This window comes from Vibrio hepatarius (genome assembly GCF_018860525.1).
Classification (GTDB): Bacteria; Pseudomonadota; Gammaproteobacteria; order Enterobacterales; family Vibrionaceae; genus Vibrio; species Vibrio hepatarius_B.
Genome location: NZ_JAHKPM010000025.1, coordinates 40,846 through 53,361 on the forward strand (window position 1 = coordinate 40,846; position 12,516 = coordinate 53,361).

Sequence of the window (12,516 nt, forward strand, 5' to 3'; positions counted from 1 at the left end):
TATGCATTTCTAAGGATTAACCTTTTTGAGCTGCAGCGACTTCTTCGGCAAAGCTCATACCTTCAGCCTTCTCGATACCTTCACCCACTTCTAAGCGAACAAAGTTAGTAACAGAAGCTGCGCGCTCTTTAAGAATTTCACCTACAGACTTTTTAGGTTCCATAACGAAAGCTTGACCAGTCAGAGATATCTCACCGGTAAATTTCTTCATACGACCAACAACCATCTTCTCTGCGATTTCAGCTGGTTTGCCTTCGTTTATAGCGATTTCTACTTGAACTGCTTTTTCTTTCTCTACTACGTCAGCTGGAACATCTTCTGGGTTCACATATTCAGGACGAGAGGCAGCTACGTGCATTGCAACATGCTTAAGTGTTTCTGTATCGCCTTCACCAGCAACAACAACACCGATTTTTTCACCATGACGGTAAGAAGCAATTGCAGTACCTTCAACGTATTGAACTCGACGAATGTTGATGTTTTCACCAATTTTAGTCACTAGAGCAATACGAGTATCTTCGAATTTCGCTTGTAGTTCTTCTACGCTCGCTTTTGTAGATAGAGCATGAAGAGCAACTTCTTGTGCAAACGCTGTAAAGTTTGCGTCTTTCGCTACAAAGTCAGTCTGACAGTTAACTTCAAGAAGTACAGCCGCACCATTATCTTCTTTAATGATGATAGCACCTTCAGCCGCTATATTACCTGCTTTCTTAGCAGCTTTAGCAGCGCCTGATTTACGCATATTTTCAATTGCTAGTTCGACATCGCCGTCAGTTTCTACAAGCGCTTTCTTACATTCCATCATGCCTGCGCCAGTGCGGTCGCGCAGTTCTTTAACTAGAGCAGCAGTTACAGCCATTCCTCTATTCCTCAGTTTAATCTGGATTTGGTAAAAAACAGGGGCCTAAATCGTGGGCCCCTGCTGATAACTATAACTCAACCTATGCAAATTTTAGATTTTGCATAGGTTAAGTTTGGCTCAGAGCCGCTATTATTCAGCTTCTACGAAACCGTCTTTTTCAGCAGCGCCAACTACGTCTTTGTTACGGCCTTCAGTTACTGAAGAAGCAGCAGCATTTAGGTATAGCTGTACCGCACGGATAGCATCATCGTTACCAGGAATAATGAAATCTATACCGTCTGGGTTAGAGTTAGTATCAACTACAGCGTAAACTGGGATACCTAGGTTGTTTGCTTCTTTAACTGCAATGTGCTCGTGATCTGCATCGATTACGAATAGAGCATCAGGTAGACCGCCCATGTCTTTGATACCGCCAAGAGACTTCTCTAGCTTCTCCATTTCACGAGTGCGCATTAGAGCTTCTTTCTTAGTCAACTTGTCAAAAGTACCGTCTTGAGATTGACTTTCAAGCTCTTTAAGACGCTTGATAGACTGACGAACAGTTTTGTAGTTTGTTAGCATACCACCAAGCCAGCGGTTGTTAACATAGAATTGGTTGCTTGCAATAGCAGCTTCTTTAACAGCTTCAGATGCAGCGCGTTTAGTACCTACAAATAGAACCTTACCTTTTTTCTCACCGACTTTAGCTAATTCAGATAGCGCGTCGTTGAACATTGGTACAGTTTTTTCTAGGTTGATGATATGAACACGGTTACGAGCACCAAAGATGAATGGCTTCATTTTTGGGTTCCAGTAACGAGTCTGGTGACCAAAGTGAACACCAGCTTTTAACATATCGCGCATTGATACAGTTGCCATTTTAAATTCCTCTATGGGGTTAGGCCTCCACAATCCCCATAACTCCGACTGAACTAACGATCAGCACCCCGGAATATGTGACGAATTGTGTGTGATTTAAAGATATATGTTTATTGGAAAGTCATCGGCTTCGCCAAAAAGGAGAGAACAGACAGCATTTCCGGCGCGTTTTATACCATATTTACACCTGTACTGGCTAGTAAAAAAACATTCACCCAGATTAACTAAAATGTTTCATGGTGCTAAGCCCATTTCTTAATCCATGAAGAATCATTCTCATTAGCTTTGCTTCCTGATAGAATGCATCCATTCGCGCTAATGAGTGCCATTGATTAAATTAGAGAAAACCGATGTCAATCAAGATAAAAACCTCAGCAGAAATTGAACGTATGCGCATAGCGGGTGCGTTAGCCGCCGAGATCCTTGAAATGATCGAACCTCATATTAAGGAAGGCGTAACAACTGACAAACTTAATCAGATTTGTCATGATTACGGGATTGAAAAAGGGGCTTATTCAGCGCCTCTTGATTACCACGGATTCCCCAAGTCCATTTGTACATCCATTAATCATATTGTCTGTCATGGCATCCCTGCGTCAAAAGATGAAGTAGGAAGCAATGGTCAACCAAAGCCAGCTATACTTAAAAATGGAGATATCATAAACGTTGATATCACCGTGATAATTCCAACCGATGAAAATGCAGACCTCAGTGTACGCCCGCAAGGCTATCATGGTGATACATCAAAAATGTTCCTCGTTGGTGACGTTTCGCCTGCAGACAAACGCCTTTGCTTGGTAACTCAAGAAGCTTTATACGTTGGTATGCGCAAAGTAAAACCTGGAGCTACTGTCGGTGATATAGGCACTGCGATTGAAAAATACATCAAGGAAAATAATAAGAGGAATCCTCGCAATAAGTTTTCTATTGTGAAAGATTTCTGTGGCCATGGTATTGGCAACGAGTTCCACGAAGAACCACAAATTGTCCATTATAAAAACAACGACCGCCGCATTCTGGAAGAAGGAATGTGCTTTACTATTGAACCGATGATCAACAGCGGAAAATTTGGCGTTACCGTTGATGCCGAGGATGACTGGACTGTGTATACAGGAGACGGTAAAAAATCAGCCCAGTATGAACACACTATACTAGTCACAGATACGGGTTGTGAAGTTCTCACATTACGCCCAGATGATACCATCCCACGCATTATGGATAATGCTTAGTTTCACCGTAAAATATCCTCACTTCCTCGAGGATATTTTTTTATTCTCGGCATTTTGGTAGATTGTTACACTATGGATGCTTTGCACGGATTTGCCATATGTGTTATCAATCACCTTTAAGTTTGCTGGACAACCAAATATCAATCTCTGAACTTAAGTCTCAACTCAAGAAATTTGCTGATCACCAAAAAAACGAATTCATCAATCACCACTCAATCACTGAACTTGTGTTTGGTCGTGCAAAATATATGGATTTACTTCTCAATAGACTCTGGCAACATTTTGGTTTTACTCAACACTATCATGTCAGCTTAGTCGCCGTCGGTGGCTATGGCAGAGGTGAATTACACCCTCTTTCGGATATTGATATATTGATAGTCTCCGAACAATCCCTGCCAGAGGATCTGAATGGAAAAATCAGTAGCTTTATCACTCTATTATGGGATCTTAAACTCGAAATTGGGCATGCAGTAAGAACCATTGAAGAATGTTCATCTATTGGGCGAGAAGACTTAACTGTTGCAACCAATTTACAAGAAGCTCGACTATTGTGCGGCTGTGAAGAAACCTTCAACAAACTAAATCAAGCAATCCATTCCGAATCATTTTGGCCTAGTGACATTTTCTATAAAGCTAAGGTTCAAGAACAGCGAGACCGTCATGCAAGATACCATGACACTACCTACAATTTAGAGCCAGACATCAAATCAACACCAGGCGGCTTACGTGATATTCATACCTTAAGTTGGATTGCAAGGCGGCATTTTGGTGCCACATCTTTGCTTGAAATGAGCGAGTATGGCTTCCTAACCGATGCCGAATACCGTGAATTGCTAGAGTGCCAAGATTATCTTTGGCGCGTTCGTTTTGCTCTCCACTTACAACTAAAAAGATACGACAATAGGCTGACTTTCGCCCATCAAGTGCAAGTCGCAGAATGTCTTGGCTTTGTTGGTGAAGCTAATAGTGGCATTGAGATGATGATGAAAGAGTTCTATCGTACACTCAGACGTGTCGCTGAACTCAACAAGATGTTACTTAAGCTTTTTGACCAAGCCATTTTGGAGAACGGTATTGAGAGTGCACCAGTCATTCTAAGTAGAGACTTTCAAAGGCGAGGACCTTTAATAGAGGCGCGTAAGCCAGCATTATTTCAATCTCGCCCAGAAACGATTCTTGATATGTTTTTGCATATTGCTAATGATTCAACGATCGAAAGTGTCGCCCCAGCAACACTTCGGCAATTAAGAACAGCTCGACGCCGATTAAATACGTTCCTTCACACGATTCCAGTAGCACGTAAAAAATTCATCGAACTTTGCCGCCACCCAAACTCACTCACCAGAGCATTCACTTTAATGCATAAACTTGGTGTGCTCGCAACCTATTTGCCTCAATGGAGCCAAATTGTTGGCCAAATGCAATTTGACTTATTCCATGTTTATACCGTTGATGAGCATAGCGTTCGTCTCCTTCAGCATATTAACACCTTTAATCAACCAGAAAATCATCCAAAACATCCCATTTGTTGTGAAGTTTTTCCTCGTATACAAAAAAAGGAACTACTGATCATCGCTGCCATCTTTCATGATATAGCCAAAGGCCGTGGTGGTGACCATTCTATCCTCGGCGCAGATGAAGCTTATGAATTCTGTAAAGAACATGGCTTGTCCAACCCAGAAGCTAAACTGGTTTCTTGGCTGGTTAAATACCATTTATTAATGTCAGTGACAGCTCAAAGACGTGATATTTACGATCCTGATGTGATCAGTGAATTTGCGAGACAAGTTCGGGATGAAGAATATTTAGAATATTTAGTTTGCTTAACCGTCGCAGATATCTGCGCAACTAACCCAAGTTTATGGAACAGTTGGAAGCGTACGTTATTGGCCGAGTTATTTTATTCGACTCAAAGAGCGTTGCGCCGAGGGTTAGAAAACCCTGTTGATGTACGTGAAAGGATCCGTCACAACCAACAACTCGCCTCAGCTCAGCTGCGCAAGGAAGGGTTTAATTCTAGAGAAATAGAACTACTATGGCAAAGATTCAAGGCTGATTATTTTTTACGCCATTCACATAAACAAATTGCTTGGCATTGCTCGCACCTGCTTCGCCACAGCGATCATAGCCAACCAATAGTTCTAATTTCAAAAAAGGCAACTCGTGGTGGTACAGAAGTCTTTGTCTATAGCCGCGACCAACGTGCACTTTTCGCCACCATTGTCGCTGAATTAGACAGGAGAAATTTCAACGTACATGATGCTCAAGTAATGACGAGCAAAGATGGTTATGTACTCGATACCTTTATAGTACTCGATCACCACGGCAATACTATTGATGAAAATCGCCATAATGCCGTTATTAAACATTTGGTTCGCGTACTTAGAGATGGACGTACAACTAAAATAAAGACTCGCAAGCCCCATAGAAATCTACAACACTTTAAAGTCAAAACTCGAATTGAATTTCTACCTGCAAAAGGTAAAAAGCGCACCTTTCTAGAATTTGTTGCTCTCGATACTCCCGGTTTATTAGCCATTGTTGGGGCGACATTTTCCGACTTAAACTTGCACCTCCATGCCGCTAAGATCACAACAATAGGTGAACGTGCAGAAGACTTATTTATCATTACAAATGCACATGGTATTAAACTGACTGACGAGGAAGAGTTACAGCTTAATGAACGACTCGCAGCGAATATTACCAAGTTAGCCCCATAAGCGATCTTGTCCACAAGTTGCAAAGGTAGCCTGGAAATCAACTACCTCCAGCCTGATTCCACTGCTACATTAGTGGAACTGGTTGTCATGTAAATCATTAACACAGATTTAAACATAAGAGGTCGCCTATGTTCCCACACCTCACAGCTTTAGGGATTCAAGAGCCTAAACAAATTGAACGTTACTCCCTCAGGCAAGAAGCGCATAAAGACGTATTAAAAATCTACTTTCGCAAACAAAAAGGTGAACTGTTTGCAAAAAGTGTTAAATTCAAATATCCGCGTCAGGTAAAAAATGTCTTGGTGGATGGAGGCAGCAATAAATACAGAGAAATCACTGAAATCAATCGCAATCTAACACTCATTATTGACGAGTTAAACACAATCACTAAACCTGAAAAGCTCGCTAAAGTCGATACTAAGGAAAAAATTCTTTCCGATCTACGTCACCTTGAAAAAGTTGTATCGAGTAAGATAGCAGAAATCGAAGCCGATCTTGAAAAGCTCAAATAAAGACAAATAGGGGCCAAGCCCCTGCTAATAAATAGTGAACTCGATTTCTCAACTATCTAAAGTAACCACATACAAACTCTAACTGTGATCACATCCAACCAGCGTATTTTCCGACTAGATAAAGAGAGACAAACGCCATAACACCAGCAACAATATCATCAAGCATGATACCAAAACCACCATGCACATGCTTATCCAACCAACTAATAGGCCACGGCTTAACCATATCGAAAAACCTGAAAAGCAAAAATCCTGTTAATACCCATTTCCAATCTGTCGAAGAAAGATCAAACAAAGGGACAACAAGCATAGTGATCCAAAAGCCTACAAACTCATCCCACACAATAGCGCCGTGATCGTGGACACCCATATCATCTGAAGTAACTTGGCATATTTTTTTTCCGACCAATGCCGCTACCACAAGAGCAAAAAAATAGATCGGCAGAGGCAATTTTACCAACAAAAGATAAAACGGGATAGCAGCCAGCGTTCCCACAGTTCCAGGCATAATAGGTGATAAGCCACTACCAAACCCTGTTGCCAAAAGATGCCAAGGGTTTTTAAGCGAAATAAATACTAATGGATTTGTCATACTACTAATTAATCTTGTTTAAAATGATCGAATCCCTGTAGAGCCCAGTCCACAGGTTTTCCTTTATTGGACAATTCAAAAAAGTCTTTATGGCGAATTTGACCGATACAGCTTATTTTACAGCCACAATGGGCCAGGGCGATATCAATCATACCTTTATGTTGCTCAGGTACGGTAAAACACAACTCATATTCCTCACCACTGGTGAGGGCATAATGTTGAGCTTTATCTATACTGCCCATAAATTGAATAAGTTGGTTAGAAACGGGTAACTGGGTAATTTCCAGATGAGCACCCACACCCGAGCGTTTAAGAACATGCCGCAGATCAGCAACTAGCCCATCAGAAATATCAATGGCAGAGCTTGCAAGGCCAAGTAGAGCCTGACCAGCTAAAATACGTGGAGTTGCCAAATAGTGAGACTTCTCAAGCTGCTCGGAAAATGGCTTATTGCGTAACTCTGTGTTTAGAATGACATCTAGCCCTGCCTTACTATCACCCAGCTCGCCTGTCACATATATCCAGTCGCCCACTTGGGCGCCATCTCGCCTCAACGCCTTAGCGGGGTCAACAAACCCCTGCACGGTGAGTGTCAGACTTAATGGCCCTTTAGTCGTATCGCCACCAATTAACTGGATACCAAAATAGTTCGCAAGCTCAAAAAAGGAATCACAAAAAGGCGCTAACCAAGATTCATCTAACTCAGGAAACGTTAAAGCAAAAGAAACCCATGCAGGAGTTGCCCCCATTGCAGCCAAATCACTAATATTAGCCGCCAATGCTTTATGTGCTATCCAAGCTGGATTAGCATCTTCAAGGAAATGAGTACCCGCTACCAGAGTATCGGTACTAATCGCTAAAGACATGCCATTAGGTACCTTAACTAATGCACAATCGTCCCCTGCCGCCAACAACACATCTTTACGTGGAGACTGTCGACCTACAAAATATTTATCAATTAGATTAAATTCACCAAACATAATATTCAATGTAACGTGCGATATAAAAAAGGTCAGCATTTGCTGACCTTTTTTAATTATTTTGACTGTTTTTTACGAACATGTGGTGCCGCTTTATCCAAAACACCATTCACAAACTTATGACTTTCTTCCGCAGCAAAGACTTTTGCCAATTCTATGGCTTCATTAATAACGACTTTGTATGGTACATCTTCACGGCGAGTCATTTCGTACATTGCAAGGCGGAGCAAGGCCAGCTCCATCATATCCAAATCTTGCATCGGACGAGCAGTATAGGGACGGATCTTGCTATCCAGTTCCATGTGACTTAACACAACACCTGTTAGAAGGTCACGGAAGTATACAACATCCGTATCTGGTGCAATCAATGCAGGCTCAGCAGCATGATGTTCTTCTTCATCATATTTGCCGCCAGATAAAAACTGCTCTTCAATAGTGGCAACATTTTCTTTAGTAATTTGCCATGAGTAGATCGCTTGCAGAGCGAATCGACGTGCATTACGACGTGCGGCTGGTTTCACACTGGCCCCCATTAGGAATCTATTTCAGATAGAACGTTAATCATTTCAAGTGCGCTTAGTGCGGCCTCTGCACCTTTATTACCAGCCTTGGTTCCCGCGCGCTCAATTGCTTGGTCAATTGTATCAACAGTTAAAACTCCAAATGCAACTGGAAGGCTAAATTCCAACGACACTTGAGCCAAACCCTTGTTACACTCACTGCAAACATAATCAAAATGAGGTGTACCACCACGGATCACTGTACCAAGCGATACAATAGCATCAAACTTACCCGTTTTTGCTACACGTTGGGCAACCAAAGGAAGCTCAACTGCACCAGGGCAGCGAACAACCGTAATATTATCATCACCAACTTGCCCATGACGCTTTAAAGTATCGATTGCACCAGATAATAGACTTTCGTTAATAAAACTGTTGAAACGAGAAATAACGATAGCAATTTTTGCATTTGGCGCTGGGAAGCCACCCTCGATCACTTTCATAAGCTTTCCTTTAACTATGTTCATCAAGTGAGAATCGCCGGATTCTAGCACAAACCTGTGATCAATATCTAATGGAAATTTGCCATTCCTCAGCAAGCAGGGCAGCTCTCAAAAGATGTGCCTGAATGGTTATTTTAGCTAAAGAACTATTCAGTCGTAACATTATTCACAAACGTACTCAACCACATTCAAACCAAATCCACCCAAGGCATGATATTTTTTATTCGTTGAAGAGAGAAGACGCATATCATGGACACCAATATCAGCTAGGATCTGCGAGCCAACCCCAACTCGTCGCGAGGTTCCCTGCTTTTTAGCTAATGTAGGTGCATGTCCTTTATCCTGAGCTTCAAACATTTTCACACGATGGATAAGAAGCTCTGTTGATTCTTCATTACCGAGAATAACTAATACACCTCCATCTTCACCAATACGCTTCATCGCATTATCTAGAGTCCAACTACGTTCTGCATTTCTGTCACTACGCAACAAATCTGTGAAAGTATCTTGTAAATGCACTCGAACTAATGGCGCTTGATTAGAAATATCACCTTTACACAAAGCATAGTGGATTTGGTTATCAATCGTGTCTCTATAGGTAAGTAATTCAAACTCGCCATATTCAGTGGGTAATAGGCACTGCGCAACACGCTCAATCGTCGTCTCAGTGTTATTGCGATGCTCAATAAGATCGGCAATTGTACCAAGCTTTATGCCATGCTTTTCAGCAAATACTTCTAAATCAGGACGACGAGCCATAGTGCCATCTTCATTGAGAATTTCGACTATAACACCCGCAGGTTCAAGCCCCGCTAACCTTGCAAGATCACACCCAGCTTCAGTATGGCCAGCGCGAGTCAAAACACCGCCTTCCTGCGCAGCAAGAGGGAAAATATGCCCTGGCTGAACCAAATCAGCCGCTTTCGCATCTATGGCAACCGCAGCTTGTACAGTTCTAGCTCTATCAGCAGCAGAAATACCTGTTGTCACCCCCTGAGCGGCTTCAATTGAAACAGTAAAGTTTGTGGTGTACTGCGCGTTGTTATCTTGCACCATTGGGGGAAGGCCTAAGCTTTCGCAGCGCTCTTTTGTCATAGTCAGACAAATAAGGCCTCGCCCGTGGGTCGCCATAAAATTAATTGCTTCGGAGGTCACATGTTCCGCTGCCATGATTAGATCGCCTTCATTTTCACGATCTTCATCATCCATCAAAATAACCATTTTTCCTAAACGAATGTCTTCAATGATCTCTTGCGGCGTACAAATTGGCATGACTTGATTCCTGTTATTGGTGCTGTTAATTATATTTATTTAGAGCAACTCGTAATGCTTAATCACGCAAAACCATTTTGCTGGAGGAATTCCATAGTTAAACGTGATTCTGGTTGTGAAGACTGATTGTTCAAAAGACGTTCCATATAACGGGCTAATACGTCAACTTCAAGATTTACTTTACGCCCAACATGGAAATCAGCAATCGTTGTTTCTTCTCCAGTATGTGGCACAATCGTTAACTTGAAAGCATTTTTACGCAACGCATTCACTGTTAAACTAATACCATCAACGGTTATTGAGCCTTTTTCAGCAAGGTATTTACACAATTCTGAAGGCATAGATACCCAAAATTCGATTGCTCGCCCCACTTGATTGCGTTCAACAATTTCTCCCACTCCATCGACATGCCCTGAGACAATATGGCCACCAAATCGAGTGGTCGGTAACATCGCTTTTTCTAAATTGACCTTACTACCAACTTGATAATCAGTAAACCCTGTTTTATTAAGCGTCTCTAGTGACAAATCGGCACTATAACTCGTGGCATTACAACTGATAACGGTCAGACAAACTCCATTCGTAGCAATACTATCGCCAAGTTTGACATCTGACATATCAAGTTTACCAACCGCAACAGTAACACTGATGTCTTCACCTTTAGGGGTAATTGCTGTCAATGTCCCAACAGCTTCAATAATTCCTGTAAACATAATTATTTATTCTTTGTTTTTACGTGGGCAATAATGCGAATGTCTGGGCCGATCTGCCTAATATTTTGAATATCCAACTCAACAACATCCTCCATCGACTGTAAACCAAGCGCGCCAAGCAAACCTCGACCATCACTACCCATTATTTTAGGGGACAAATACAGTACCAATTCATCAACCAAGCCTTGTTTGATTAGGCTACTGGCGAGAGTCGAACCAGCCTCTACCCAAAGATGATTAATACCAAAGTTTGACGCTAAATCAGCAAAGGTTGTTTTTAAATCAATTAGGCCTGAGTTAGTCAATTGAGGCTGAATATCTCCTTGGTCAGAAACCACTATTCTCATACCTTCTGTCGAGAACAATTTAAGCTCAGGTGTGAGATTATTTTGCCGGTCCAAAATGACACGTTTAGGTTGACGTACCTCACACTCAGAAAGCTCATTTCTCACTGATTCTGGTAATTCTACCCAGCGAACATTTAACGATGCATTATCGTCAATCACAGTTTTGCTAGTTGATAGAATTGCATCAGACTGAGCTCGATACCTTTGTACATCACTGCGAGCCTGAGTTGAAGTAATCCACTGACTTTGACCGTTAGACAAGGCTGTTTGTCCATCAAGACTCGCCGCCATTTTCAGTTGTACAAATGGAAGTCCGGTTTTCATCCTTTTAATAAAAGCTGGATTCAATGCTTGTGCATCACTTTTCAAAAGACCAACTTGTACTTCTATACCGGCTTCACGAAGCATCTTAATGCCGGCTACTTTGGGGTTAGGGTCTTCCATTGCACAGATAACTTTTGCTACTTTTGCTTGGATCAAAGCAGCGGCGCACGGAGGGGTCCTACCGTAGTGAGAACAAGGCTCAAGAGTGACATACACAGTTGCGCCAGCGGCTTTATTTCCAGCCATTACCAATGCATTTACCTCAGCATGTGGCTCACCCGCACGATAGTGAAACCCCTCACCAATAATATGATCATTAAGCGTAATGACACACCCAACATTCGGATTTGGTGGTGTCGTATAAATGCCGCCTTTTGCCAAAGCAATTGCACGCGACATCATTTGAAAATCTAGAGAAGAGAATTCAGACATGGTAATGCTAACCGTTAATCTTCTAAACGAGCTATCTCTTCACCAAACTCTCGAATATCTTCGAAACTTCGGTAAACGGAAGCAAAACGAATATAGGCAACCTTATCGAGTTCTTTAAGTTGATCCATCACCAAATTACCAATCATTTCGCTTGGCACTTCTCGCTCACCAGTTGCTCGGAGCTGTGACTTGATCATACTAATAGAGAGTTCGACTGAATCTGCACTCACAGGACGCTTTTCTAGCGCACGCTGAAGCCCACCGACCATTTTATCTTCATCGAATGGTTCACGGTTTCCATTTGATTTAATCACCCGAGGCATAACCAATTCCGCAGTTTCGAAAGTGGTAAAGCGCTCATTACAGGCCAAACACTGCCTGCGACGACGAACTTGGTGACCATCCGCCACCAAACGAGAATCGATCACTTTGGTATCATTCTCTGCGCAAAAAGGACAATGCATATCACCTCCATAATATACTGAAATAGCCTTTGGTTGACGACCGAAATACATCAACAAAGCTACTTTAATATATCGTTACTAGTGTAACGGATTTGCTAAAGCGAAGAAAAGTAAAAGGGGCTATATCGCCCCTTTTTTCATCTCAAAGATGACTAAATCATTAGAATAAGCTAATGCTTCTTGCTAACCCTTGGCAAACTTGTTCAAT

Annotated in this window: 13 protein-coding genes; 3 read left to right on the forward strand and 10 right to left on the reverse strand. The window is 42.0% G+C overall.

Going from position 1 to position 12,516, the window contains the following annotated elements; genetic code table 11:
- Positions 1-16: 16 nt before the first annotated feature.
- Both tsf and rpsB read right to left on the reverse strand, forming a co-directional pair.
- The gene (gene tsf / locus KO511_RS07380) at positions 17-859 is read right to left on the reverse strand and encodes a translation elongation factor Ts (protein ID WP_215986814.1); all 843 of its coding nucleotides are present in this window, start codon (positions 857-859) and stop codon (positions 17-19) included.
- A 132-nt stretch (positions 860-991) separates the two neighbouring features.
- Positions 992-1,720: a 30S ribosomal protein S2 gene (rpsB, locus tag KO511_RS07385; protein ID WP_125320523.1), complete on the reverse strand. Its 729-nt coding sequence runs from the start codon at positions 1,718-1,720 to the stop codon at positions 992-994.
- A 350-nt stretch (positions 1,721-2,070) separates the two neighbouring features.
- On the opposite strand from rpsB, the gene map reads away from it, so the two are divergent.
- The 3 genes from map (at position 2,071) to KO511_RS07400 (ending at position 6,181) form a co-directional block, all read left to right on the forward strand.
- Entirely contained in the window at positions 2,071-2,949 is an 879-nt protein-coding gene (gene map / locus KO511_RS07390) for a type I methionyl aminopeptidase (protein ID WP_125320522.1), read from the forward strand.
- Positions 2,950-3,047: 98 nt separating this feature from the next.
- Positions 3,048-5,669 (forward strand): bifunctional uridylyltransferase/uridylyl-removing protein GlnD, encoded by a 2,622-nt coding sequence (gene glnD, locus KO511_RS07395; RefSeq protein ID WP_215986815.1) that lies wholly within the window; start codon positions 3,048-3,050, stop codon positions 5,667-5,669.
- 128 nt (positions 5,670-5,797) lie between these two features.
- Positions 5,798-6,181, forward strand: coding sequence for a DUF3461 family protein (locus KO511_RS07400; RefSeq protein ID WP_215986816.1), 384 nt, complete (start codon positions 5,798-5,800; stop codon positions 6,179-6,181).
- A gap of 88 nt (positions 6,182-6,269) precedes the next feature.
- Here the strand turns inward: KO511_RS07400 and pgpA are convergent, their stop codons facing one another.
- The 8 genes from pgpA to nrdR form a co-directional block, all read right to left on the reverse strand.
- Positions 6,270-6,773 carry a phosphatidylglycerophosphatase A gene (pgpA, locus tag KO511_RS07405; RefSeq protein ID WP_215986817.1) on the reverse strand — a complete coding sequence of 168 codons (504 nt, stop codon included), beginning with the start codon at positions 6,771-6,773 and terminating at the stop codon, positions 6,270-6,272.
- 8 nt (positions 6,774-6,781) lie between these two features.
- On the reverse strand, positions 6,782-7,753 hold the full coding sequence (gene thiL, locus KO511_RS07410) for a thiamine-phosphate kinase (RefSeq protein WP_215986870.1): 972 nt from the start codon (positions 7,751-7,753) through the stop codon (positions 6,782-6,784).
- 56 nt (positions 7,754-7,809) lie between these two features.
- Positions 7,810-8,286 carry a transcription antitermination factor NusB gene (nusB, locus tag KO511_RS07415; protein WP_125321885.1) on the reverse strand — a complete coding sequence of 159 codons (477 nt, stop codon included), beginning with the start codon at positions 8,284-8,286 and terminating at the stop codon, positions 7,810-7,812.
- Complete coding sequence (gene ribH, locus KO511_RS07420; RefSeq protein WP_215986818.1) at positions 8,286-8,756, reverse strand: 6,7-dimethyl-8-ribityllumazine synthase; 471 nt, start codon at positions 8,754-8,756, stop codon at positions 8,286-8,288. The genes nusB and ribH overlap by 1 nt, the downstream gene beginning before the upstream one ends.
- Positions 8,757-8,918: 162 nt before the next feature.
- Positions 8,919-10,028, reverse strand: coding sequence for a bifunctional 3,4-dihydroxy-2-butanone-4-phosphate synthase/GTP cyclohydrolase II (gene ribBA, locus KO511_RS07425; RefSeq protein ID WP_215986819.1), 1,110 nt, complete (start codon positions 10,026-10,028; stop codon positions 8,919-8,921).
- 62 nt (positions 10,029-10,090) lie between these two features.
- The gene (locus KO511_RS07430; RefSeq protein WP_215986820.1) at positions 10,091-10,741 is read right to left on the reverse strand and encodes a riboflavin synthase; all 651 of its coding nucleotides are present in this window, start codon (positions 10,739-10,741) and stop codon (positions 10,091-10,093) included.
- Between the two features lie 2 nt (positions 10,742-10,743).
- Complete coding sequence (gene ribD / locus KO511_RS07435; RefSeq protein WP_171361500.1) at positions 10,744-11,844, reverse strand: bifunctional diaminohydroxyphosphoribosylaminopyrimidine deaminase/5-amino-6-(5-phosphoribosylamino)uracil reductase RibD; 1,101 nt, start codon at positions 11,842-11,844, stop codon at positions 10,744-10,746.
- A gap of 14 nt (positions 11,845-11,858) precedes the next feature.
- Positions 11,859-12,308 carry a transcriptional regulator NrdR gene (gene nrdR / locus KO511_RS07440; protein ID WP_125321875.1) on the reverse strand — a complete coding sequence of 150 codons (450 nt, stop codon included), beginning with the start codon at positions 12,306-12,308 and terminating at the stop codon, positions 11,859-11,861.
- Positions 12,309-12,516: the final 208 nt, after the last annotated feature.